This window comes from Chryseobacterium sp. T20 (genome assembly GCF_047345655.1).
GTDB lineage: Bacteria > Bacteroidota > Bacteroidia > Flavobacteriales > Weeksellaceae > Chryseobacterium.
Window position 1 is genome coordinate 63,243 of the sequence record NZ_JBLFDU010000009.1, and the last position, 25,325, is coordinate 88,567.

At 37.6% G+C, this 25,325-nt stretch carries 28 protein-coding genes and 1 pseudogene; 10 read left to right on the plus strand and 19 right to left on the minus strand.

Annotated features, from left to right (window positions below; genetic code table 11):
• Nucleotides 1-18: 18 nt before the first annotated feature.
• Together ACMA47_RS18460 and ACMA47_RS18465 are read right to left on the minus strand one after the other, a co-directional pair.
• Nucleotides 19-555 (minus strand): carboxymuconolactone decarboxylase family protein, encoded by a 537-nt coding sequence (locus tag ACMA47_RS18460; protein WP_413930957.1) that lies wholly within the window; start codon nt 553-555, stop codon nt 19-21.
• A gap of 57 nt (nt 556-612) precedes the next feature.
• Nucleotides 613-1,917, minus strand: coding sequence for a spondin domain-containing protein (locus ACMA47_RS18465; RefSeq protein ID WP_312208720.1), 1,305 nt, complete (start codon nt 1,915-1,917; stop codon nt 613-615).
• A 986-nt stretch (nt 1,918-2,903) separates the two neighbouring features.
• Here ACMA47_RS18465 and ACMA47_RS18470 point away from each other — a divergent pair.
• The 5 genes and pseudogenes from ACMA47_RS18470 to ACMA47_RS18490 all read left to right on the plus strand — a co-directional run.
• Nucleotides 2,904-3,341, plus strand: a complete 438-nt coding sequence (locus tag ACMA47_RS18470) for a DUF417 family protein (protein ID WP_072996028.1) — start codon at nt 2,904-2,906, stop codon at nt 3,339-3,341.
• 905 nt (nt 3,342-4,246) lie between these two features.
• Nucleotides 4,247-4,786: a carboxymuconolactone decarboxylase family protein gene (locus tag ACMA47_RS18475; protein WP_072996026.1), complete on the plus strand. Its 540-nt coding sequence runs from the start codon at nt 4,247-4,249 to the stop codon at nt 4,784-4,786.
• 46 nt (nt 4,787-4,832) lie between these two features.
• On the plus strand, nt 4,833-5,378 hold the full coding sequence (locus ACMA47_RS18480; protein ID WP_221405644.1) for a carboxymuconolactone decarboxylase family protein: 546 nt from the start codon (nt 4,833-4,835) through the stop codon (nt 5,376-5,378).
• A 594-nt stretch (nt 5,379-5,972) separates the two neighbouring features.
• Complete coding sequence (locus tag ACMA47_RS18485; RefSeq protein ID WP_072996023.1) at nt 5,973-6,812, plus strand: AraC family transcriptional regulator; 840 nt, start codon at nt 5,973-5,975, stop codon at nt 6,810-6,812.
• A gap of 161 nt (nt 6,813-6,973) precedes the next feature.
• Nucleotides 6,974-7,161 (plus strand): annotated as a pseudogene (locus tag ACMA47_RS18490) (RteC domain-containing protein); the annotation flags it as partial.
• A 93-nt stretch (nt 7,162-7,254) separates the two neighbouring features.
• Here the strand turns inward: ACMA47_RS18490 and ACMA47_RS18495 are convergent.
• The 4 genes from ACMA47_RS18495 to ACMA47_RS18510 all read right to left on the minus strand — a co-directional run bounded on the left by ACMA47_RS18495 (nt 7,255) and on the right by ACMA47_RS18510 (nt 12,448).
• A complete protein-coding gene (locus ACMA47_RS18495; protein WP_413930958.1) occupies nt 7,255-8,109 on the minus strand; it encodes an SDR family NAD(P)-dependent oxidoreductase in 855 nt (284 codons plus the stop codon).
• A 229-nt stretch (nt 8,110-8,338) separates the two neighbouring features.
• The gene (locus tag ACMA47_RS18500; protein WP_413930959.1) at nt 8,339-10,075 is read right to left on the minus strand and encodes a thiamine pyrophosphate-dependent enzyme; all 1,737 of its coding nucleotides are present in this window, start codon (nt 10,073-10,075) and stop codon (nt 8,339-8,341) included.
• A gap of 77 nt (nt 10,076-10,152) precedes the next feature.
• On the minus strand, nt 10,153-10,434 hold the full coding sequence (locus ACMA47_RS18505) for a DUF427 domain-containing protein (RefSeq protein ID WP_413930960.1): 282 nt from the start codon (nt 10,432-10,434) through the stop codon (nt 10,153-10,155).
• Between the two features lie 487 nt (nt 10,435-10,921).
• Nucleotides 10,922-12,448: a PLP-dependent aminotransferase family protein gene (locus ACMA47_RS18510; RefSeq protein WP_413930961.1), complete on the minus strand. Its 1,527-nt coding sequence runs from the start codon at nt 12,446-12,448 to the stop codon at nt 10,922-10,924.
• A 111-nt stretch (nt 12,449-12,559) separates the two neighbouring features.
• Between ACMA47_RS18510 and ACMA47_RS18515 the strand changes: the two genes are divergently transcribed.
• From ACMA47_RS18515 to ACMA47_RS18525, 3 genes are all read left to right on the plus strand, one after another.
• Nucleotides 12,560-13,477: an NADP-dependent oxidoreductase gene (locus ACMA47_RS18515; protein WP_413930962.1), complete on the plus strand. Its 918-nt coding sequence runs from the start codon at nt 12,560-12,562 to the stop codon at nt 13,475-13,477.
• Between the two features lie 179 nt (nt 13,478-13,656).
• Nucleotides 13,657-14,526, plus strand: a complete 870-nt coding sequence (locus ACMA47_RS18520; protein ID WP_413930963.1) for a helix-turn-helix domain-containing protein — start codon at nt 13,657-13,659, stop codon at nt 14,524-14,526.
• Between the two features lie 303 nt (nt 14,527-14,829).
• Entirely contained in the window at nt 14,830-15,420 is a 591-nt protein-coding gene (locus ACMA47_RS18525; protein ID WP_413930964.1) for a Crp/Fnr family transcriptional regulator, read from the plus strand.
• A 489-nt stretch (nt 15,421-15,909) separates the two neighbouring features.
• On the opposite strand, the gene ACMA47_RS18530 is transcribed toward ACMA47_RS18525, so the two are convergent.
• The 13 genes from ACMA47_RS18530 to ACMA47_RS18590 all read right to left on the minus strand — a co-directional run bounded on the left by ACMA47_RS18530 (nt 15,910) and on the right by ACMA47_RS18590 (nt 23,216).
• Nucleotides 15,910-16,278, minus strand: a complete 369-nt coding sequence (locus tag ACMA47_RS18530; protein WP_413930965.1) for a hypothetical protein — start codon at nt 16,276-16,278, stop codon at nt 15,910-15,912.
• A 242-nt stretch (nt 16,279-16,520) separates the two neighbouring features.
• On the minus strand, nt 16,521-16,739 hold the full coding sequence (locus tag ACMA47_RS18535; RefSeq protein ID WP_413930966.1) for a hypothetical protein: 219 nt from the start codon (nt 16,737-16,739) through the stop codon (nt 16,521-16,523).
• 82 nt (nt 16,740-16,821) lie between these two features.
• Entirely contained in the window at nt 16,822-17,295 is a 474-nt protein-coding gene (locus ACMA47_RS18540; RefSeq protein WP_413930967.1) for a Dps family protein, read from the minus strand.
• A 55-nt stretch (nt 17,296-17,350) separates the two neighbouring features.
• On the minus strand, nt 17,351-17,782 hold the full coding sequence (locus ACMA47_RS18545; RefSeq protein ID WP_413930968.1) for a DUF1003 domain-containing protein: 432 nt from the start codon (nt 17,780-17,782) through the stop codon (nt 17,351-17,353).
• 220 nt (nt 17,783-18,002) lie between these two features.
• Entirely contained in the window at nt 18,003-18,584 is a 582-nt protein-coding gene (locus ACMA47_RS18550) for a uracil-DNA glycosylase family protein (protein ID WP_413930969.1), read from the minus strand.
• Between the two features lie 77 nt (nt 18,585-18,661).
• Nucleotides 18,662-19,006: a hypothetical protein gene (locus tag ACMA47_RS18555; protein WP_413930970.1), complete on the minus strand. Its 345-nt coding sequence runs from the start codon at nt 19,004-19,006 to the stop codon at nt 18,662-18,664.
• Between the two features lie 11 nt (nt 19,007-19,017).
• The gene (locus ACMA47_RS18560; protein ID WP_413930971.1) at nt 19,018-19,371 is read right to left on the minus strand and encodes a SnoaL-like domain-containing protein; all 354 of its coding nucleotides are present in this window, start codon (nt 19,369-19,371) and stop codon (nt 19,018-19,020) included.
• A 103-nt stretch (nt 19,372-19,474) separates the two neighbouring features.
• A complete protein-coding gene (locus ACMA47_RS18565; RefSeq protein WP_413930972.1) occupies nt 19,475-20,065 on the minus strand; it encodes a Crp/Fnr family transcriptional regulator in 591 nt (196 codons plus the stop codon).
• A gap of 284 nt (nt 20,066-20,349) precedes the next feature.
• Nucleotides 20,350-21,138: an SDR family NAD(P)-dependent oxidoreductase gene (locus ACMA47_RS18570; RefSeq protein ID WP_413930973.1), complete on the minus strand. Its 789-nt coding sequence runs from the start codon at nt 21,136-21,138 to the stop codon at nt 20,350-20,352.
• A 159-nt stretch (nt 21,139-21,297) separates the two neighbouring features.
• Nucleotides 21,298-21,855, minus strand: a complete 558-nt coding sequence (locus ACMA47_RS18575) for a hypothetical protein (protein WP_413930974.1) — start codon at nt 21,853-21,855, stop codon at nt 21,298-21,300.
• Nucleotides 21,856-21,926: 71 nt separating this feature from the next.
• On the minus strand, nt 21,927-22,226 hold the full coding sequence (locus ACMA47_RS18580) for a phosphoribosylpyrophosphate synthetase (RefSeq protein ID WP_413930975.1): 300 nt from the start codon (nt 22,224-22,226) through the stop codon (nt 21,927-21,929).
• A gap of 18 nt (nt 22,227-22,244) precedes the next feature.
• Nucleotides 22,245-22,688 (minus strand): hypothetical protein, encoded by a 444-nt coding sequence (locus ACMA47_RS18585; protein WP_413930976.1) that lies wholly within the window; start codon nt 22,686-22,688, stop codon nt 22,245-22,247.
• 90 nt (nt 22,689-22,778) lie between these two features.
• Nucleotides 22,779-23,216, minus strand: coding sequence for a DoxX family protein (locus ACMA47_RS18590; protein ID WP_413930977.1), 438 nt, complete (start codon nt 23,214-23,216; stop codon nt 22,779-22,781).
• 408 nt (nt 23,217-23,624) lie between these two features.
• On the opposite strand from ACMA47_RS18590, the gene ACMA47_RS18595 reads away from it, so the two are divergent.
• Together ACMA47_RS18595 and ACMA47_RS18600 are read left to right on the plus strand one after the other, a co-directional pair.
• Nucleotides 23,625-24,182 carry a hypothetical protein gene (locus ACMA47_RS18595; protein WP_413930978.1) on the plus strand — a complete coding sequence of 186 codons (558 nt, stop codon included), beginning with the start codon at nt 23,625-23,627 and terminating at the stop codon, nt 24,180-24,182.
• Nucleotides 24,183-24,333: 151 nt separating this feature from the next.
• Entirely contained in the window at nt 24,334-25,314 is a 981-nt protein-coding gene (locus tag ACMA47_RS18600; protein WP_413930979.1) for an L-histidine N(alpha)-methyltransferase, read from the plus strand.
• Nucleotides 25,315-25,325 lie beyond the last annotated feature (11 nt).

Below are 25,325 nucleotides of genomic sequence, written 5' to 3' on the forward strand. Positions count from 1 at the left end.
TTAGTTAATGAAGTGTGATTAAATGTTTTTTGCTAAAGGAAAATCTATCGGTACTTGTGTTACGGCATGTAATAAGTTGCTTATTGTACGATCACCTATAATGACAATTATATCAACAAGGTTTCCCTTAGTATAACCAGCCTTAAAAAAAGCATCTAATGTTCCTACATCCACATGTCCTCTTTTTTCTGTAATCTGATTGGTAATTTTTACAAGCGCATCCAACTTTTCGTTAGCATGATACCCCCCCTTGCGGATCTCAATCGCTTCCTCATCATTTATACCTATCGATTTTGCAACTATGGTATGCGCACTTAAACAGTATACACAACTATTTACTTGGCTTACCACTAAATTTATAGCTCCGACCTCTTTTATAGTTAGGGAATTAGGAGTTTCTTCTAATTTCATATAGGCTCCTAACGCATTCTCAGAATATGCTATTATGTTATATAGATTTGGTACTTTACCAAAACTCTTCTCCATCTTATCAAAAATTTCTCTATTCGTTGATGAAATTTCTTCTTTGCTTAATAAACTGAATTTATTTTTCATTTATCCGCGATTTATAATGAGAGTCTAAGATTAAAAATGCCCAGCCTTGTTATTGGATTATTCTATTGTTACTTTGATGATGTTTGGTATAGTCGGTAACATCGTAAATGCGTTGGGATTTGGCACTTCTTCTATATTTTTATCTTCTGGCAGTGGTACTCCTGCTAAATTAAATTGGGTAATACTCGCTCCAGGAAATTGATTTATCGCTGTCCCATTGTCAAACAGACCAATTGTTGTTGAAATATCACCCTTTTGCAGTGCATCCACACCATTGCCTTTTGAAGCGAAGTACCAATCATTTGATAAGCCATACATGGTTGCAATTGCCAATCTATCACCGGATTTAACATTTAATTCTTGTGATACTTTGTTACCTGCTTGCCCACCAATTTTTGGCAACAATACCGTCGAATTGCTAGCAGGCAATACATATACATCTTTTACTCCATTCACAGTTTTGAGATACGCTGCTAATTCAGTAGCATCACCCATTTGTGCTAATTTTTTTAATCCTTTACCTTGATCTTTTTCACCTACTTTATAAATTGGATTCTCAATACCGTTGTAAATGACTACTAAAACTGGGGACAGTGGTGTAAAGATTCCTGTTTGCGACTTAATATAATCTGCAAACATTGTATTATCACCCATTTCGGCAATGTTGGTTAGGCCATTTGCGGTAGGTTTGCCTGATTCATATAGTGGGTTCGGATTTAATAAATCTCCCCCTGCAATATATGATACTGTCCATACACCCGGACTAAACGGCGTAGGATTAGCAGTATTTCCTGATGTATTTTCAATTGTCAGTGTAAACTGTGAGTTACCTTCATAATGTAGACTGGCTTTTAGTAAACTAGAAGCAGGCGCATATGTGTTTCCTTGTTCATCTGCACTGTTTACCTCAGTGATATCTTTCACACTAGATTCCGGAGTACCTGGATGCATTACAGTAGCTCCCGGCATTTGGTTAATCCTTGTACCATTATCCCATAACTTAATTTGGTTTGATACGTCACCTTCGATTGGAGTTCCGTCGTCTTTATATAATTTGATACCAGGATTAGCAGGAGCAAAAAATAAATCGTTTGACCATCCATACATTGTTGCAAATGATACAGCCTGTCCTTTACCTGCATATAATTGAATTGAAATTGATTCTCCTGGCATAATTAGAGGAGAACCGCCATTATTTTTAAATGTTCCTGATTCAACTAAAGGTCTGGAGTCCAATACATTTTCAATTGTAATCGTTGACGATGATGACATTTCCATCATGCCATCATCGTCCTTACTACATGATGCTAAAACTAATGATAGTCCCAAAAGTGATAACCACCCAAATTGTTTGTGTCTCATAAATTATTCTGTTAAAATTTTATAAAACAAAGGTATTTGATGATATTAGTTATACTGATGTCCAAATTTCCCTATCATATGACTGAATTTCCCGATTTACGGTATCTATCTGTTTAACTCGAAAAAATTATTGATTTGGGAGATTCAAATTGACAAAATTAGCTAACTTAAAATGTCAACCACCTATTCAAAGGAAAATTTGAAACAGTAAATCGAAGACAGAATCAAAAAAAGAGAATTAATACCATGTTAACATACAATCCAGCCATGTATTCATCAATCATATTCTATTCCTTCACAGGATAGAGGTCTTAGCGGGTTCTATGTAAAAATGGTATCATGACTTACTTGCACAAATTGCTTGGGTAAGTGGTTTTTTATATTCAAAAAAATACGCAGATTCCAAAACATCATTAACGGCAGTGTGTCTAAAAACCTAAACCTAACTGCTGAGAATCGAATATACGCGAATTTTGTAAGATAGGTGCCCGTGTATGAAATTGTGATTTGAGGTTATTACACAGTTTGACGGTCAGCACCTCATGGCAAATGCGAATTGGTGGAGTGGTCTTTATTACATTTAGTCTGCTAAATTCCGAATATAAAATTTCAACATAAGGACCGTTGACATAGGATCACGGCTCTCACTATATTACCTGATAATATTTGCTTCCCTTATATCTTTTAGTGGTATGTACGAGTATCTACACAAGTAAGTATATATGCTTATGTAATCCTGTAGTGGCTATATTGCTTAGTTTATTCTTCACAAAAGATAAAATCACTTTAATTCTATGATAGGCCTTTTTATTATTTTAGAAAGCATCTTATTCATGAATATAAAAAATACGGAACAGCTTTAAATTAGAATTAGAAAGAAAGCTATTCCAATTTAGTCGATAAAAGGAAATTTCGTCATGTATTAGGGAAATATGGACTATTAACCGCGCTGTTTTATAAATATCTTTGTTTTATCAAATAAAAAAATGGAAAAATCAAGCAACATAAAAACGCCAAGTATCGGGCTATTAATCATGGTTCTAGGTACAGCAGTTGTTCTACTCTGGATCGGTGCTTTTAAGTTTACATTAACGGAAGCTAAAGGAATTAAATCTCTCGTAGAAAATCATCCTTTAATGGGATGGAGTTATGAAATATGGTCAATTAGAACCGTTTCAAATATAATCGGCATAATTGAAATTATCACGGGATTAATGCTGTTGATAGGAATAAAAATAAAAAATAGCCTAAAATGGGCTGGATTGCTAATGATTTTGACTTTTGGATTTACAATTAGTTTTTTATTTACTACTCCTGGAGTATGGAAGACAGTAGATGGAGTACCTGTTACGGACTTTTTTATTTTGAAAGATTTAGTCTTTTTGGGATTTGGTGTGGCCTTATGGAAAGATAGTATTAAATGAAGCCTCGGTAGCTGAAGAATCAATCGAATCAACGATAAAATTGTATTGTGAATAAATAATTAATGAAAACAAGATTAGAAATAATGGGAGGCGTTAGTATGAGGTTACTTTTAAGTAGCCTTGTATTGATTTTGTTGAGCTTCAATCGTATGGATATACGATTGAAGCTCAACAGGCTTCCCATATGGAAATCTCTTATTGCAATCCTTTAAAAAGTGATTCTAAATCACATCAATCCGGTAAGACAAAAAATAATAAATGTAAAGGGGAATGTGCAAGTAAATGTTGCGGGAAAGCATGTAATAGTGGCTCTATTGTAGTCGCAGTAATTGAAAAATCTACGAAAAGAATATAATGTTGATCAATGTAAACGAAAACATGATCAATATATTTTATTAAAAGTATTCTGCCTTGATCCAAGATATATAACAACTGAAAAATCATCTATTTAATCCTAAGATGGCGCACAGTACTACAATACAATGTAGAAATAACTACTTCTTAATAAGCAAAGTGAAGGGAGAATAAACTGCCCGATGCATCTGGGAAATATCAAATAAAGTTTTTTAAAAGAGAATTTTAGGGAAAATCAAAAAAACAAATTTGAAATTATTGGAAGGGAATACTCGTGCGTTTTAAGAAACATACATAAGCAGATCTTACATACAGATAAACTATTTCACCCACAATTTCTTTTTCGGTGATGGCTAACGTGTAAGTACTCTAATATAGCTAGTCAATTTGTACATCGTCAATATTTATTAAAACTTATCCGGAAGTGAAATTTTCCATATCGGGAAGTATAGACAACTTAAAGGGAAGTACGGACATTTGTGAAAGCTTTCCCTCGGCTTACCTTTGTACTATACAAACGAATAAATTTATAACATAACAATTTAATAAAAATGGAAAATACATTCAACGTCCTAAAAAGAGAAGAGGTTTCAGCAAAAAATCAACAGATATTCGATGGTCTGAAAAAAGCATTCGGTGCTGTGCCTAATTTGTACTCTACGTTAGCTTATTCCGAAAATGCGCTAGAAGCTTATATTAATCTTGAAAATAGCAAAACCTCGTTAACAAAAAAAGAAATTGAGGCGGTAACGCTAGTAGTTAGTGAGGTGAATAGTTGTTTATATTGCTTAAGTGCACATACTATGGTTGCCAAGATGAATGGTTTCACAGAAGAACAGACGCTTGAAATCAGAGGCGGAAGCGCAGGGTTTGATAAAAAATTGAATGCTTTGGTAAAACTCGCCAAACAGCTTTCAGAAAAAAGAAATGCAGGTGATGGAACATTGGTAGCAGCCTTTTTTGATGCCGGTTATTCGAAAGAGAACCTTATTGATATGATCGTGCACATAGGCGACAGAACTATCAGTAACATATTACATGCTGTAACCCAAGTGCCTAATGAATTTCCATTAGCAAAATCTATTAGCTAGTAATAACTATTCAGTTAACGTCAAAATAACTTTAAATCTATAGACTATGATGCCAAGAACACAAGCTCTAAAGCCGGAACAGGTGCCGGCTGACTCTAAACCAACTCTTGATACGTTCACCAGGATGCTCGGGTTCACGCCAAATATGCTTGCGACATTTGCGCAGAGTCCAATTGCGTTCAATGCATGGGCTACTTTCCGCAGTTCCCTGAACAAGGTGCTTGACGTGAAGACGCGAGAAATCATCAGCCTCGCCGTCTCTGAGGTGAATGGCTGCAACTACTGCCTGGCGGTTCACAGCTATGCGGCCAGTATGGCTAAGTTGCCGGCCGATGAAATTATTCTCGCTCGGAAAGGCCATGCTATCGATCCGAAGAAGGACGCCGCCGTCCAGTTTGCGCGCAAAATCATCGAGACCCGCGGTCAGGTCGGTGAGTCTGATCTGGAAACTGTTCGTCAAGCTGGATATACAGATGCGAATATCATGGAGATTGTCGCTCTGGTGGCTATGTATTCGCTGACGAACTTTTTCAATAACGTGTTCGATCCGGAGAAGGACTATCCCGCTGTTCCGCTGGCTGGTTCGATCTAACTTTTATTTGGTTGGATAAATGATCTTCCAAGAGACATGAACATGCTGAAAACAAGATTGCAAGATTATAAGCGACAGTAATATAAGTTAAAAACAAGAATGGACATCGGAAAAGCAGAACCTAAATTATACAGAGCGAGGGGGACTTCGGACAAATATTTACCAACTTTAGATCTGGAACCAAACCCCCAGGAACTTATCCGGACTTGGATTTCACTAATCAACGTTTGCGGTTACTATATAATCAGTCATACCCAAGCGGCATTGGAATTAGGGTAAACTCCGTAGCGCCTGTTTGTCCTGGCCGCATGGTGGGAAACACCTTTTTTACAGAAACAGAACAAGCTGTACTTAAACTGGCAGAAGAAATTGCCTAACTTGATAAAGCTGGGGTTTCTGATGAAACTTACGAGCGAGCACTAGCGCTGCTTGGTGAACAGAAATTAGCTCAAGTAATTTTTGTTACAGTTACCATCGGTAGCAGGAACCGAATCGCTATTGCCATGCATATGGTAACCGGAGAATAGCTCAATAGTGCAATTGATGTTATTTTTTTACATGTATTATATGAAAAAAAACGAAATCTGAACGGGAATGATCAAAGAATATAACGAAAATGCAACATTGGCGCGGTTTGTTATGCACAGCGATAATCAACTGTTTTCAGGATTAGGACTTAGCAATTCAAGTCCTAATCCCGTAAATACTTTTGTTTACAATAAGGGTGAATCGCAAGAAGTACTCATCGATGCGATAGCCTACACAATGCCACCACGGAGCATTCTTCCGCTCGTTTCCAATCAGCATTTTACCTTTCAGCATCCTGAGACCCTAACTGCCTGGCAATTTAACCGTGAATTTTACTGTATCATCGATCACGATTCTGAAGTTGGATGCGTCGGTTTTCTCTTCTACGGAATCCAGCATCCAATGTTTATCACACTAAATGCCGATGAAGCAGAAGAATTGTCCGACCTTGAAAAAGTGTTTTCTACTGAACTGATGGTGAGGGATAATTTTCAGGGAGAAATGCTTCGTACCTTATTAAAAAGGGTAATTATAAAAACTACACGAATAGCAAAGCTTCAAAGTGAAAGCTATTCAAAATTCCCTGACGAAAAAATGGATATTGTGAGAAAATTTGCATTGCTTCTCGAAAAAAATTTCAAAGAACAACATCAGGTTAATTTTTATGCAGGTGCCCTCCATAAATCTCCTAAGACATTGAGCAATGTTTTTGCACGATTAAAACAACCGGCACCTTCGGTACTCATTCGTGAAAAGCTTCTGTTGGAAGCCAAACGTTATTTACATTATACTGAAAAATCGGCTAAGGAAATAGCCTATGAACTTGGTTTTGAAAGTCCGGCACATTTCAGCAAGTTTTTTAAGCTCTATACGGGAACAAATATTTCGAAGTTCAGAAGTATCTGATAGAAGCATTTTAATATAATAGAGATGTCAACGATAGATAACAACATGTACCTTCTTAATGCAATGAGTGAGCAGAATAGTAAGTATTTAACCTATTTCAATAGAAAGTTGGGGCGTACACCAAATCTGTTTTTGACGATGATGTATTCTGACAATACGTCGATAATGGAAATGCAGATATCAAGCTCATCATTAAAACATTTGAAAGCATTTTTAATGTTAGTTTGAGAGATTTTTATCATACATTTATGTAGCTTAAGTCCCGAAAAAAGGGAGGGTTACAAAGTTTCTTGACAGCCTGCGTAATGCTTTGATTAAGAAAATGTATGAACATGCCCAAGTCGGATAACATTCATTTGATTTTAATCCTGTTCTATTTAGGCTAGGATATTTATGTGTTGTAGGAGAATTGCGGGATAAAGTCAATTTAGATTCTATTCGACTAGACCTTTAAGCCAGTTCGTTCAAACCAATTATTTTTCAACTCGATCTTTTTTTCGAACAGCTCGCGAATAGTATGCTCATTTTTTTTATCGATGATTATTACTTCTGGCCTCGTTCCACTTTTCATATTTAATGCGTTTAGGATATCGTTGATGACACGCTGACGTTTCTCCTCTGTAGGTTCTAATTTAGAAACTGATTGTTTTAGTTTGTGTATTAAATCTTTGGATTCAATTCTATAGGCCTCTTCAATTTCCGGCCGGTCAGCATCTAATAACTTATTATCGTCCGAATTGGGCAAACAACTATCAACCAAAACAGAAATACAATCGATTCCCTCATTTTTCAGTTCAGCTTTTAATCCTTCCGATAATGCGATGATACTTATTTTTGATAATGTTTGCGGTATTAAGAATGGTAAGGAAAAAAGGGAGGGTCCACAACAGATATTTAAAATGATCCCGGATTTGTTTTTTCGCATGTCTGGCAACACAGCCTGTATCATACTTATCACGTTAAATAAGCTAATATCAAGTATATGTTTTATTTGAGTGATAGAAGTTGCTTCAAGCAACCCTATGCTGATTACCTCGGTACTATTGATTAAAATGTCGATTGCTCCATATTTACGAAGGATATGATCTACATTATCCTTTATAGATTTTTCGTTATTCAAATCTATATCTACCACTTGAATGTTGGGACATGAACCAAGTTCTTCAGCTGTTTCCCTACTCTTGTCATCAGTGATTACCATGGTTGCAATTACTCCATGTCCTTCTTCAGATAGCGCTTTGGCAATTAATTTACCAAACCCTGTACCACTCCCTGTTACTAAAATTGTCTTTGACATAAAATTAAACTTAAGTTATCAGTTTAGTTGCTGAATAAGTGCCTGTTATTATTGTTTGAGGATCATCACAGTTCACGGTTTTCTTGACAGGCACAAGCCTAAAGTTTTATTGTAAAAATTGTAATTACGTTGTGCATTCCCTGCAATTGCCCTCATATGATGCAATCTCAATATTCTACATGAATTATAAATTTAATAATGTAGTCGCCTTCATCAGTTGCTGTCATATTTAGATGATTTCCTTTAAATGTTGGTAATTTGATTTTAATGTTTGCATCGCCTCATCCATGCGACCACCTAGGATCATTTTTCCTACTGATAAGGTAAAGCCTTTTAGTTGTTCCCATTCAATTTTGGGGGGCATTGCCAGTGCATGTGGATTGGTTTTAATATCTACTATAACAGGCCCGTTATGTGCCAATGCCTCTGAAAGCCCTTCATACACCATTTGAGGCTCATCAATAGTTATAGATTTAAAGCCCATAGCGGTTCCAATTAGCGAAAAATCCGGATTAACAAGATCTGTTTCATTATCAATAAGGCCTTGAACTTCCATTTCAAGTTTTACCATTCCTAATGAACGATTGTTAAATACCAGAATCTTGACCGGTAAATTATATTGTTTAATAGTTACCAGGTCACCGAGTAACATGGTCAGTCCACCATCACCACAGAGCGCAATAATTTGCTTTTCCGGATGCGCCAAAGCTGCACCAATAGCCATCGGCATCGCATTTGCCATAGAACCGTGATTGAACGATCCCAGAAATTTGCGCCCTTTGGTAGCGGCAATATAACGAGCAGCCCATACACAGCACATGCCCGTATCCATAGTGAATATAGCATTGTCGGATACGAGTTCATTGACTGCATGGGCTACAAATTCAGGTTGGATAAGATCCTTTGCACCCGAATCTTTTACATAAATATTTAGATGCTTTTTTACATGGTCATATAAAGTCAATTGGGCGTTGAGAAAGCTATCGTCCGTTTTACTATCTATTAATGGTAGTAATGCTGTTAAAGTATCCTTAATATCTCCAGCCAATCCAAGTTCCAATTTTGCCCTTCTTCCCAATTTTTCCGGTTTGTCATCTATTTGGATTAACTTGTTATCAGTTGGCATGAAAGGTATGTAAGGAAAATCTGTACCCAAGAGCAAAACAATATCCGATTCATGCATCGCATGAAAGGCTGAAGGAAGGCCTAAAAGACCGGTCATTCCAACATCATAAGGATTGTCATATTGTATGCCCATCTTTCCACGAAAGGTATAGCCCACGGGTGCCTTTAATGCTTCTGCAAGACGTATTATTTCATCATGTGCATGGATAGCTCCAAATCCGCAAAAGATGGAAACTTTAGGATACTTATTCAATAAGGCCGCTGCTCTATGTAAATCTTGATCAACTGGACGGTGAATCGAAACAGGTCTATAGTTATGCATGGCGGCAACACTTTCCTGGGCAGGGAGGGCAGAGATATCACCGGGCAGACCAATAACTGCTACGCCCCGCTGGTGAATGGCATGCTGAATGGCAGTCTGCATCATGCGGGGAGCTTGTGCAGGCGTTTGGATTATTTGGTTGTAACAGCTGCAGTCATCGAATAGTTTTATCGTATTTGTTTCCTGATGGTAGTTTGTACCAAATTCACTGGTACGTATAGTCGAAGCAATTGCGATCACCGGCACACCTGAACGTTGCGCATCGTAAAGACCATTAACAAGGTGCACATGTCCTGGGCCGGAACTTCCTGCGCAGCATCCTATTCCGTTGAGTTCGGCCTCTGCCGCCGCCGCGTAGGCGCCGACTTCTTCATGGCGTACATGAATCCATTTTATTTTTCCATTACGTCGAACAGCATCATTTAGCTCGTTTAGGCTATCTCCGGCAACAGCATAGATCCTTTTTACGCCATTTTCCACTAGCATTTCAATTAGTTGTTCAGCTACTTTTTTACCCATGCGTTTAGTTTTTGAAATATAATGATTGATTTTTCACCAACGGTTATGGCATATATATAATAATAAACGTCATAAGACTACTTACTTACTTTTACGCCATTCCAAAATGCGATACGTCCTTTTATACCCTCGGCCAGTGGTCGTGGATTAGGATAGTACCATGCAGCGTCGGCGGCTTGTTCCCCGTTAACAATTACATTGTAGTAAGATGCCATACCTTTCCAAGGGCACGTCGTGTGTGTATTTGATTCCGTTAAGAATTCTTTTTTCACGGAATTTTCAGGAAAATAATGGTTACCTTCGACAACAACAGTGTTTTCACTTTCTGCGATCACTTGATCATTATAAATTGCTCTCATTGATATTGATTTTTGTTTAAATGTTATTGCTTTTTAATGACTAATTCCTATTCAAATTATTTAAGCAGTATGGCAAAACTGAATTGAGAATCAAACACTTAACTCAATGCCTCACGTTATACATACGTTTAACGAATGCAAGTATCTTAATTGACTACTAAAGTATAAACTTTGATTAAAGCGTACATTGACAAATGTCACATACATTGAAGTGGTGCCAAAGTCGAAGCTACTCCATCAGAAATGTAGTTTTTGGAGTTTGTTTCTTTTGAAAAGATTTCTGAAGCATTTTAACCTATGCACCTCATTTATATTCGGGGACTTTCAGACGGAGGCAGGACATAGGTGAAAATATCCATACTAAATGCACAGACACACCTATATGATACAGCTTTAACGCAATATAATATGGGTAATAAATAACATTTTTTTTCGCACTAGATAACTTAAAGATTTGCTTTTGACAACATGTTTTTTATTTTATCACTTACTTTAAACCGAGCTGACTAAGAGCCTGTTTCCAGAGATCAATGGCACTCACCATTTCGATTTCATCTAAAGAACAATATCCAATACGTATGAAGTTGTCTGGCTTAGAAGTATTGGGCTGAAAAAAGTAATTAGTGCCGTCGCTTATCTTTAATCCCAACTTTGCCGCATTTAGCGAGACTTCCCTGGCACTAATATCTTTTCTATAAGTTGCCCAGATTGCAAGTCCTCCGTTCGGCCGCTCAAAGGCTAAATATTCCCCCAACTGCTCGTTAAGCAAGCGGCAAGTGTTTGTCAACCGCCCCTCATAAACCTTATGTGACTTTTTGAGGTGCCGCGAGATATCACCAGTAGACAAAAGTTCGGCAATTGCTTCTTCCAGTAACTGTTCTCCTTGCCGATCTATCAATTTACGAATCGCTGCGGCTTGGTTTATTACTGCCTCCGGAGCCACCATAAAACCAATCCGGATGCCAGGGGCAAGGCTTTTGCAAAAGGAACCTACATAAATAATATTTCCTCCGTTATCCAGACTTGCCAAAGGCAAAAGCGAATTGCTTGAAAAATGATAATCGAAATCATAATCGTCTTCGAGCAATGCAAATTTATATTTACGGGCAAGATTCATCAGTCGCATACGTCTTTCCGCACACAGTGTAACCGTCGTAGGCCGATGGTGGTGGGGAATAATATAGATCATTTTAGGAATCACCTTAGTCTTACACAACTGTTCAATCATATCTATATCCATACCATCTTTATCTACAGGAATAAACGTTAGTTTTGCTCCAGTAAGCATAAATGCTTGATTTGCATCCTTATAACCTGGTTCTGGTACGAACACGTGATCTCCCGGACGAATGAGTAACTGTGTCGTTAAATAGATGGCCATCTGTGTTCCTTTGGTTATCAGTATTTCTTTTTCAGTAATCTGCATACCTCTTGTCCTGTTTAAGAAATTGGAAAGCTCAACCCTTAGCCTATGGGAACCATGTTCCGGACCATACATGAGAAATTGCCCTGCCGAGCGGCTTTTCCCAAATCTTCTGTATTCCCGCACTAACTGCTCAATAGGTGCAATCCTCGGATCAGGAAAACCGTCATCGAGTTTATATAGCGGTGCTGGCAATTCCTTGGCATTTGATTCTATACCCGGATCTATACTTGTTGATACATCAATAGATCTATTTATCAATGGATAAATGGGGTGCGAACTCCGTGTCAATTTTTTGTTGTTTTGGTTATTAATACGGACCGACGTCTCAGGGAGGTTACCTGAAACATAGACACCACTTCGGTCTCTGGTTTCCACCCAGCCCTGTAAGCTCAATTCTTCGTAGGTCTTAACGACTGTTTTTCGGTTAATTTTTAGCATTTGAGCAAGTTCACGCGAAGGTGGGAGCAGCTGGCCTGGCTTCAGGGTGCCTCGACAAATTAACTGGATAATTTCAGATTCCAACTGTAAGTATAAAGGACTATGCTGCCTATCTTTTCTAAATGCAATTTGAAGAAGTTTTATGATCATATTTGGACCCTTGTATATTTTGAAATTGGCCCACCAAGGTAACCAAAAAAAAGATTAATTTTATAGCTTGACCAAAGAATCATTTTAACAATAATAAATATTGAACTCTTTATGAAAGCAATAATTGTAACAAACCAGGCGGCTGGAATAGCTGGGATGAAACTGGTAGAGTTGCCAGAGCCAGTGGCGGCTATAAACGATGTCATTGTTCAGGTTTATGCAGCCAGTATTACCGGGGACGAGTTGTCATGGCCGTCGACCTGGACAGATCGTGCTGATCATGACCGAACGCCCTCGATTCCAGGACACGAACTGGCTGGAGTGGTTACGGCGCTTGGGTATGGCACAACGGGATTATCAGTAGGACAACGCGTCTTCGGCCTTCAGGATTGGTATAGAAACGGCACACTGGCCGAATACGTGGCGATAGAGGCACGTAACCTTGCACCATTACCAGACAATGTTGACTTCAATGATGGTAATGCACTAGTGATGCCGGGCTTAACTGCGTGGCAGGCACTTTTCGATCATGGCCAACTTCAGGCAGGACAAAGAATCCTCGTGCATGGAGCAGCTGGTATAGTAGGATCAATGGCCGTGCAGCTTGCACGTGATGCCGACGCGTACGTCATCGGTACTGGACGTACTTCTCATCGCGAAGCGGCGCTCAACTTTGGCGCAAATGAGTTTGTCGATCTGGATAATGATGAGTTAGAAAGCATTGACAAAGTAGACCTGGTTTTTGATGTCCTCGGGGGTGATATTGCGAAGCGTTCTTTGGGCGTGATTCGCTCCGGAGGGAAATTTGTGACCATCACGGGACCAATCGAAGAACAGATCAACGGAGTTAAGAATATTGACTTTGTTGTCGAAGCCAATCGGTCTCAATTGATTGAGATTGTGAAGAGGTTTGGTGAGGGAGGTCTAAAGACGAATAGCGGTATCGTTGTTACGCTCGATGACGCGGTTAAGACATACAATTCTACTGATCAGATTAAGGGTAAGACAATTGTTCGCATAGTTTCTTAAAAGCAAGTAAATAGGGGGATAATCTGCGTCGATTTTCGTTAGCCCCCTTTGAGCTAACTGATGAAACCATGGAGTATGTATTATCCTTCAGCATTGAGGACGAACATACTCCATTTTCTTTCAGTATTGGTCCTTGTGTTTTAACTAGGTAAATGAACATGAAATAAATTTGTTAAAGTATGAATGAACGACTACAGATAGAATTAGTAAATCCACAAACCAACGTATTAGCGTTTAGGTTAGTACAGCTTAATGATGACAACTATTTTAAAAATCTGAAAGGCTTCAACTGTTATAAAATAATACTGATCAGAAAAGGAAAAGGTCACTTAACCTTTGATAAGGTTAAGTATAAGTTCTCTGAAAATTGCTTAATAAGATTTCCTATTTATCAACCTTTTCAAATTGAGGCCGATGGTCCACTTGAGGGTATATTATTACAATTTCACCCGGATTTCTTTTGGAATCATAAATATGAATTGGAATTAACCAGTAAGCAGGTGCTATTTAAGAATGTTGGCGAAGTCCCCTCAATCAAAATCAGTAAAGGGGAAATGAATCAACTCCTGCATCCATTGGATAATCTTATTTCGGAACTCCATAATGACCGTTTAGGTCGTTATGATATAACGATTTCCTGGGTAAAAATATTTATGATCTATGCATCTCGGATAAAGATGGAAAGAGGAAGTGATCAATCAGAAAAACTTTCAGCAGCGCATTACATGACCCGGAATTTGATCGATGCAATAGAGCAGCATTTTCACAGTAAGCACAGGCCAGCAGATTACGCCAAATTATTAAATGTCACCGTCAAAACACTGAATCGTAGTGCTAAGCAAAACTTTTATAAAACTGTTAGTGATATGATTGCAGAACGCCTCATAACGCAGGCTAAACATGAATTGTATTTAAGTGATAAGCCAATAAAGCAAATTGCAATTGAGCTGGGGTTTCATGATATGGCTTATTTCAGCCGTTTCTTTAAAGTGAGAACGAGTATGGCACCTGACGTTTATCGTAAATCATTCCGAGATACGTCTGATTAGGCTGTCAATAATCAGATATGGATGTCATCATTGATGCCTACCATTTGTCTAGTAACCATTAACAATTATACAACAAGTTTAGATTTAAAGATTTGTTGGTATATCCGACAAAAAGGATGATTATCACAACAGATTGTCCTTTCCGTCCATTTATCTGCTTTGCTTTATACCTTAATTTTACCAGTCATAATAAGGTTTTTATGAGGACGAATAGTGCTAAAAACATGCATTGTGGCTTTGCTGCTGTAAGAGACAATAAAAGTGAAATTTTTTTTTACTTAAAGCAATCAGTTATTTCTATTGATGCCTGAGTCTATATTTGATTTTTTTGAAAGTTATATCAGAACTTATGACCTATTCTCTGACGAGGAGATTGCAACTATTAAGTCTCTTGCAATACCCAAGCGACTTAAAAAGAGACAATTTTTACTACGTCAAGGAAGCATATGTAGATATCACACCTTTGTATGTAGTGGCTGTTTCAGGTCATATCGAATCGATGGTGAGGGCTATGAGCACATCATAAGTCTCTCTCCGGCCACGGTTTGGTTAAGTGATCCGGTTAGTCTTCTAAGCAGTTCGCCTTCAAACGAATTTATTGATGCGCTGGAAGACAGTACCATCATACAACTTTCAATACATAGTTTTAAAACCCTTTTGGAAGATATACCTAATTTTAATATACTAGTTACCAAAATCATTAGGGATGACTACTATATCAGCCGTGATAGGATATACATGATGCTCAGCCTTCAAGCAGAAGAAAGATACCGGGAGTTCATCCGGAATTTCCCTAAATTACATCAACGTATCCCGATATATATGATAGCTTCTTATCTTGGGGTATCAAGGGAGACATTAACAAGGGTACGGAGCAATATGTTGGAGCCTTGACGTTTTGGGAGGCATGAAGTAAATTAAGATGGTTGGGAGGATGGTTTTCTTATAGAAAATAAGGTTACACAAGGCCGAAATATTGATAATCAAAATTAAAGATTGAAAGTGCATGCAATGATAATCATTATATACTTTTATGATAATGAACATCTTTCTTCCGATCGAATATCGACCACCTCATTTTGCTCTAGCCAGGTTTTAAAATTATTCATGTCTTCAGGAAAATGATGAATAATCTTGCCGTTTTTGAGCATAATAGTAAAGAAGCATGATGTACTAGCATATTTTTTTAATTCTTCCGCTAAATATTCAAAATTAGGATATCGATTTTTCAAGACCACTATCTCTCACTGTTAATATCTTTCATCAAACCGGTTATACCCAGTATAATACTAATTCGGGTATAACCGTAGAATTAAATCCCTTGAAATATGCTGCCTTATATTGCAGTCGGACTTTATATTTCAATTAGAAAATGTTTATTGTTTATCGATCAATACTACTACCCTCACTTGCAGTAACTGCTACAACAAGATATACAACGACGGCATTGATATAATAATACGCTGCATCAAGCCCCTCAAAACCAAAAAGAAACGGCACGAGCATAAATATTGTCGCAACTAGGAGGTCAAGTACAAGATGCCCGCCGAATGGAATTATTTTAAATACTCCATAACGATACCTGGTAGCTAGGCTAACAAAAATAACAACAATACCTGTAATTACAGATATCCAGGATGCCATAGGATTGTTGTTGCCCAATTGTAAAATGAATGGTGCAACAATTAATGTAACAGCGGCAAGGTAGTCTACAATGCCGTGATTAGTTGGAGAAAGAAACCTTAATTTCATGTTATTTAAATTATGTTGAAAGATTATTAGTTCAAAAGACCAAAATTTCTAATGATTAGTTGTTAGTAATACTGCTCAGATAATGCCCACTTTTGTACACCTCACTATCACTGCAACACAGCGGTTCCTTTGTTATTGTCGATAAGGAATCTCCAAAATCCATCAACCTTGTACCGGATGGTATCGCAGGCCGTGCCTGCGAGCTGAATAGAATCGCCATCTTGCCCTGTGCCATCAATCGATCAGTCTACCGCGATCTGGGCAATATCTTCAGCAATGAAAATATGGCGAACATTGGCCATTAATGGAATGCCCGGCTTTAGATCTGTTTCAAGTCTGCCTGTAAGCGCTGCCTGATCAGTAATATAACCATCATCCATGACAAACACCGCCTCTGGCTCATATAATTCCATCTGGATAATAATGCTACACGAGTTAAAGTGTTTCACTAACGAAGGCATAAAATCTTCGAGTTTAATAGGAAGCGGGAATGATTTCATGTATTCTAATTAGTTTTCAGGATCATAAAGTGTAGTCCACTAACTATATCAAATGCGAACGAAGCATCCAGGCAAGTTTTTCGTGAAATTCAGTCAGACCAGTCAAATAATCACTGGTACCAGCGTCCTTTAATTGTTCTGCCAAACGGTTAATTTGCGTTCGAATATTGATAACAATACTTTCGTGATCTCCCAACAACTCCTTTATAAAACCTTTGCTGTCGTTTTTCTCCCTTGTCTGTTCAGTAAGATGGGTTAATTGTAACATTTGTTTTAGGGTAGCAGGAGCATAATGCCCCAATGTCCTTATCCGCTCTGCGACATTATCAATAATTTCGGACAGCTCGTTATATTGAGACTCGAACATCATATGCATGGCATGGAAATCTGGTCCTTCAATATTCCAATGTGCATTACGCGTTTTAGTATATAATACAAATTCATCAGCAAGGATATGTGAAAGTACTTGGCTGATCTCGGCGAGGTGTTCCTCGCTTATTCCAATATTTGGTTTCATAATAAAAATTAAAGTTATTTATTTTCTGTAAAACTATGTTCTTGACTTATATCCATCACTCAATGTCACCCTGGTGGATGCCTTTAAGGTCTTGTAACATTGTGATAATTTTATCCAATTTTTCAGTTTCAATCCTGCTAAGTTTGACCTCTATTTCTTCGATTTCCATTTTTGCTTCAAGGTTGGTTCTATAGTCATCATATGCCTGGATTCTGTCCCGCTCACCCTGACGATTTTGAGCCATCATAATTATAGGTGCTGCGTAGGCTGATTGCACCGAAAAAAATAGATTAAGAAGGATGAAAGGATAAGGGTCCCATTTAGAAAAATACGCAAGTAAATTGATGCCAACCCAGGTTAGAATCACCGCAGTTTGAATGATAATGAACTTCCATGAGCCCATGACATTCGTTACTTTATCGGCAAGACGATCACCAGGAGTGCAATCAGACTTATGTTGTTCATGCCACGTTTTACTACTTTTCATTAATGATATTGCGTGTTTTAGTATTTAATACAAATTGATCTCCAAAGACATGAGAAAGCACTTCATTGATTCCGTCGCGATACTCCTCGCTTATTCCAATGTTTGGTTTCATAATATAAGTTTTCGATTTAATTAATTCAGATAAAATTATGTTTGTATTAGGAACTGCACAATGACATTTGTCACAATACATACTTGTTCTTCAATATCATTCTGCTGATTATTGCTTGGAAACTCCAAGTGATTCAATCTTTTTCTGTAACACATATACTAGGTCCTCCTTAAACCACTCGTTTTTCCTTTGCCAAATGTTGTTCCGGGGTGACGGATGTGGTAGTGGGATAAAATTTGGGAGATACTCTTCGTAATTTTTCACTGTTTCTGTTAAGGTATCTTTAGCGCTGTTTTTTAAGTAGTATTTCTGGGCATATTGTCCAATCAAAAGTGTTAATTGTACTTCTGGCATTAATTTTAAAATCTGTTGATGCCATAAGGGTGCACATTCTGGTCTTGGAGGCAAGTCGCCTGATTTTCCGCTGCCAGGAAAACAAAAGCCCATGGGGATGAGTGCGAAGACCTTTTCATTATAAAATGTTTGTCTGTCGACTCCCAACCATTCTCTCAAATTGTTACCGCTGGCATCATCCCAAGGAATACCACTATTTTGAACTTTTTGACCTGGGGCCTGACCTATTATTACAATTTTTGATATCATGCTCGCTTGAATAATCGGTCTTGGAATGTTAGGCAAAAAATCTTTGCAAACAGTACAATTTCTAATTTCTGAAAGTATTTTGTCCATTTTATATAAGCGTAAAACACTTGAAGCATCGACTTCAAGCGTTTTTTTTAAAATTTATCGAAATAATTAGAAACAGCCTACTCCGGCTTATGCAAGCTTACTACTGTTAAAACCGCACCTCCGTTTATCCAGTAGTAGTAGGCATCCACTCCTTCAAATGAAAATGCGAACGGAGCTATCACAAACACAATTCCCACAAGTGCATCTATCGCTAAATGCCCTTTGTAAGGGATAATTCGGTATGCACCCAATTGGTGGTCTGTCAGTAGTGTGAGAATAAAGGCTGCAATGCCTGTTCCGACCGATAGTTGTAAAGCAAGTGGGTTAGAATTTCCCAATCCTAATACAAACGGTAATGCTATTAGTGCCACAGCTACCGGATAATCTAAATATGCGTGTATTTTTTTGGTTACGAATCTCATGTCTTGTTAGTTTAAGCGTTAAAATATTGTTCTTCTACAATTTGTCCGTTTTGCCAAATGGTTCGAAGTATTTCGTGCCATAAGACTTTACTTCCATCTTTCATATCGAAGTCAAAAGTGAATTCAGCGAAAGAAACATCTCCATTCAATGAAGCATTATGCAGGGTGATACCATTTACCTTGGCAATAGCGCCTGCAAAACCTTGCATTTTGGCTATCATTTCTGATTTTCCCTTTGTTACCGTACCATCAAAATCAATAGTTTTGGCATCCGGAGCGAAAAACTTTTCTGTTGCTTCTACGATTTGTCCTTTTTTAACCATCTCGTTTTTAGCCGAGAAGATTTCATTTAATGAATGTTCCATTTTTTTATCTGTTTTGAATTAGCTGTCAACATTGACAAAACAAAACTCCGATAATTCAAAAACAATAAAAATGAAGTAGGTCAAGAAAAAAGGTTGATGTAGTTCAACTTTTTTTCCGAGCTTTCTTATTTCTGATTCTTGATAGGAATTCAGTTGACATTCCGAGGTAGGAAGCTAAAGCGTATTGAGGTACACGTTGAACGAAATTTGGATAGTTTAATAAAAAGTTCTCGTAGCGTGCTTCAGCACCATGTTTTAGGTTAAAAAGGATTCTTCGGTGTTCGAAAGCAAGTCCTTTCTCAGCCATTATCCTAAAAAAGGTTTCGAATTTATGGTTCGCTTTTTTTAGTTCCTGCTCTTTATCATAGTCAATTTGTAAAACGGTACTATCTTCTAATGCGATGATGAAAAGCGTAGCGGGATGCTGATAGATATAGCTATTAAAATCAGATACCCACCAATTTTCTATAGCAAATTGAAAGGTGTGGTCTTGTCCCTCATCTGTAACGGCATAAGTTCTGAAAGCCCCTTTAACCACAAATGCTCTATGTTTATTGGTAAAATTAGGCTGCACAATGAATTGTCTTTTTTTTACTTTGACTTCTTTAAAGCCAGACACAAATTGTTCAGCCTCATCATCATCATCTAATGAAACAAAGTTTCGTACATAATCTAAAAGTTGCTTCTTGCTCATTTTTCAATTTGTGTATGCTGTTGGCGTTCCAGCATTAAAGGTAACTTCTGTCTTCTGACAAACAGTTAAAGTCCTGAAAATAATAGTCTGTCTAGTTCGTTGCAATATTTAAATCTGCTATTTTAACCCGCAGTACATCCAACTGTTCTCCCAACCGAATCCGAACATCGAATCGGGATTTGGTTGATAGTTCTGTAAAGAATGTTTTTATTACTAGATCTGGTTTTTCATTGATTAATTTTAAAAATTAAATCAAAATCGAGTAATATCATAAAGAAACTATACTACATGGATCGATGATTTTTCGTCCTCTCTTTTAAGGCTTCAAAATTGTTGGCTGCAATTTGGTCGAATTTTCTCGGCTCCAAAAAATTCACTTTTACTTGTTCTTCCATTTCTTTGCCACCTATGATCACATTAATTTCTTTCTGAATTAGCCCTGTAATAGTGGCTTTTGCCACATCTTCAGGACTATCCATTTTCTCTACCACTGCCGTTTTCATCATACCAGTATCTGTTGCCGAAGGATAAACAGTCATGACATGAAGGGGATATTGATAAAGCTCCCTTCTCATGGCATCAGAGAATTGTCCGACCGCTGCTTTGGTAGCAGCATACACACTGTAAAAGGGCATAGCGATGTAGCCATATCCGGAGGATATATTAACAATTGCACCTTCGTTACTCTTCTGTAAAAGACTGGTTAATTTTTTGGTCAATAATACCAGACCTGTGAGGTTGATATTTATCTGGCCAATAATATCTTCGTCGCTCTGTTCGGTTAACAAACCGGCACTTACAACACCCGCACTATTTACCAGGATGTCTAGTGCTCCCCACTCTTTTGTTATCGTTGCAACCACTCTATTTAAATCTTCAACCTCAGCAACATTAGCCTGTATGATAAGAATGTTTATAGATTTCAATTCAGCTTTTAGCGCCTCTAAATGCTCTTTCTTTCTGCCCACAACAGCTATATCCTTTACACCATGCCGTACGAGCTCTTTGACAATTGCTTTGCCTATTCCGGCACTTCCACCGGTAATTAATACCTTTTTGTTTTTCAGTTCCATACGATTCTTCTAGTTTTATGTTAATATATTGTGGCCAGCCAACGACTATAGGATAACACAATAAGCGAATTTATTTTTTGTGCGACCTTTATACGTATGAGCTGGACTAACGTTTGTCAAATTTCTTTAGACGGCGCCATTAGTTAGGCCTTTCCGATTTTACGCTTCTTTATAAAGAACGGTTTTTAATCTTTCATCTTTTAGAATACTGGAAGTTAACCATACGTATTCCTTTAATTTATTATCATAGCCCAACATGGAAAAACTTTGCGCAAATGGACAAGGAGGAAAATCAGGAAAATCCTTTCTTAACACATAGCGATGAGGGTCTTCATTAAATTTTGATTTGTGAACTTTTGGCAGTAAGCCGAATTTCAAGTCCGAATTACTTTCTTCATGGGTCAACAGAATTGTCTTTGCTGACCGAATTTTATGAATGACAAAGTTATCTTCCAATGATGATAAGGCATCAAACACATCGATTAAAATTCCCTTTATCCCTTTTTTCGGAATGGAAATTCCATAAATCAACGAAGAATCTTCAGGGGCATCCGCGCTTTCAAGACGATAGGCATGATCTATTTCAAATTGATCAGCATTATATTTAACAGACTTCCCCACCCAGTATAATTTTTCACCCCTGGTCCTGAATTCTTCTGAGTATCCAAGCTTCCCCAGTTCATCTACAATTGCTACGATATTGTTCTTTCCTCTCATATTGTCTTTTGATTTTATTTTAAATAAGAAATAAAGTTGATACACCGGTAGCAAAGACCGAACAACCGGCTTTAATGTGTTTTTAATTTTTGTACCATATCGGCAGTTAACGGGTCTGAATACAGACCATAGGCGTCAACTAAGACGCCTTGATGACCGGATTTAGTCCTTAACGCATAAACAATCGACTCATCTGCCGGATCGCTATTTCCTTCAAACCGATAGAATTCCACGATTTCGAAGTCATCGGGTTTAAAAGATTCACCAAGCGCCTTACAATAAATACTATCACTTTGCATGTTAAAATCTATGGTATAACCACGTTTGTTTAATCCATTTAATGCTTCTGATAAAGTATCGTATGAACTCATGTTCTATTTCCTTTTATTTTAGTTTACAACCTCGATTGTAAATTTTTTATTATTAAATTCAAATGTGTCGCCTGCTCTTTTCCCTTCAAGGCTCTTGTAGATGGGTGCGGCTGGTGAGATACCTATAAAATGCCTACCATCAATTGTAAAAGGCGCCTTGGGAACTGCAACGATCATGCAGCGGCCATTTACGCTTACGACTGCGCCAGGCTTGACAACATCTGTAGGGTCGAATGAAATGTCATTAATTGCCTTTAAGTGGTCAATATGGACATGAGCCTGATGTTCTAATTCATCCGAGATCTCTATACTCTGCCGATGATGTGACTGATCATCTTGATCTACGATTTCTTCCCTGTCCAGCAAATTACCCATTAAGAAATCGTCATATTTCATTTCTGCTTCATCAATATGATGTCTTTCCAATTTGATTAGTGCTTGCTTAATTGCGTTTTTATCCATTTTTTTTTAATTAAGATTGTTATGATGTATGTTAAGGATGCATAGAATGAATCTGTTTGCCACGAAATTTTACTAAAATTTTAAATTGGGTTATAGAATATTGGATTGACTTTCTAGTCTTTTTTCGGATTGAAGAGAGGCTAATAGCAGGCTGGCGAAACTGACAACGAAAACGGAATAATCAAATGGGGATCGATATCCGGTAAAGATCAGCATACTGAGTGCAAACGTCAGCGTAAGCACGAAACTGCCATAAGCAGCGAGCCTGATTTTATACCCGATAATAAGCAATATGCCAAATAATGCTTCGCCAATAGTAGCTACGAGGCCAAAAAAAGAAGCCATTTTTGGTGCCAGATAAGGCATCATGGTATTTGCATAAGCGACAAAATTGTCCCAATTACCCCATGATACATTGGCACTGCCGGGGGTGCCTAGAAAACCAATACGGTCCAATACCGGCAGTAGGAAACCTGCTCCTAATGCAAAACGTAATAGTACCTGCGCTGTTGGAAAAATATTTTTCATAATGACTTTATATTAAATTAAAGAGAAAGGAATTTAAACCCTTTCAAGTTCACAAGGCCTCAAATGGTCTTTTTATCAAAGTACGGCAGTAAACTTCTTTTTATTAATGACATTTATCACAAAAAGCAAAATAGTAACTATAATGTTGTAAGGGTAAAGTCCTCATTCAAGAAATGGAATTTGTCTAAAATGATTCCGTCATTCAAAGTCATAAATTAATGGACTGATAATTCGATTTTTCCAAACCAGTGAACGATTACTTCATGGCCTTCTCCAGTTGTTTTTCTGAAGGAATCATAGTTAGCCTAGCAGCTAAAGTGTGATAAATGTCCTTGTGCTGGAATCTTGATTTCTCTTTTTTTGTATGTATTAAACAGGATAGAAGAATTTTAAAACTAAATATTGATTATGACATTAAATGAAAACGATCTTGTCGCGGTAGTTGACGAACTACGTCTTAAAGGTTACACCGATAACTTTATCATAAAAGACAATCTGATTTTCTCGACAAGCATGAACCAAGGGTTTAAAGAAGAAGATGTAATTATCGAAGGAGCATACCAATTTGACGTCACCGAAGACGCCTTTGATACACAATACCTATTCGCTGTTTCGGTACCGCAATATGAGTTAAGAGGGCTGATCGTTGATCTTTTAGGAACGTACTTCTATATGGAAGAGCAATCGATCACCAAGATACTGAGAGATGCATCTCTGGTTAGCTACATTTTTGACGATCATGACCCTTATGTAAAATATGGATTGAAAAAAATTACACCATCCAATTTTAATGCAGACAGCAATCGATATGTGTTGCGGATAGGATTTCCTGATTACCCTGAATGTCCTGTAGGAACTGATTTTACGATGCTGGGATTTGATGAACAAACACGGCAGTATGTATGGCTTTCAACAAGCATACTAAACAATAGTCGCCTTAAAAGAGTCGAGTTTAATACCCTGTAATTTTTGGTAAGAGTCAATTTTACAATTGATTTGTGTGATAAATGTCAATGTTTAAGAGATGGCAAGTTTTTAACTTGCCATCTCTATGCTTTGATAATTTTAAGTAATCGGGCGAAATATAAGTTTATCTTTTAAATCCTACTAAAACAATATGATATCAATAGAGACAGACGAGTTCAGATTTGCAACAAAGAATAAAGATTTTTATTTGGACGTTATCCAGAGTCTGACGGAAACGCCAAAAAGGCTGTCGTCAAAATACTTTTACGACAAAAAGGGTGATGGCCTCTTTGAGGCTATCATGATGTCTCCGGATTATTATCTTACCCGGTGTGAAATGGAAATTTTCACTTGTCAAGCCAAACAAATTGTTGATAGGATAACAGGTCAAAATTCAGATTTTGAATTAATTGAACTGGGACCCGGTAATTGCGCTAAATCAATTCATCTATTACGTGCCCTTGTTAATGCAAATGTGTCTTTTAATTATGTACCCATCGACATATCTGAAAACGTAATCAATGAGCTGCAATCATTTCTACCCGAGAACGCCCCAGACTTACATTTTAATGGATTGGTAGGTGACTACTTTGACGCATTAGCACTCCATTGTTTATTGCCAGGAACGCGGAAAGTTGTGATGTGTTTAGGGGGCAATATCGGCAATATGACAATAGCTGAAGCTAACCTGTTCTGTAAAAAGCTTCGTAGTTATTTAAAGCCCGGTGATCAGTGTGTCATCGGATTTGATCTTGTCAAACATCCTGCAATTATCAAGCAAGCATACGACGACAGGGATGGCCTGACCCGGGAATTTAATCTAAACCTCTTAGATAGAATTAACCGTGAATTAGATGCAGATTTTAAGATTGACCAGTTTGACCATTACTGTAGCTATGATCCTTTGACAGGGTCAGCTAAAAGCTATCTCGTCAGTTTAAGCGACATGTCAGTAAACATATCCGGCACCAGCATTCCTTTTGAAAAAGACGAATGTATATGGACTGAAATATCTCAAAAATATTCTAAAGATCAGATTCATCAAATAGCGGCAGATAATGGGTTTGTCCATGCGGCGGAGTTCGTGGACAGCAAATCATGGTTTATGGATGCGCTTTGGACGGCTGTTTAAATTAAATTAAT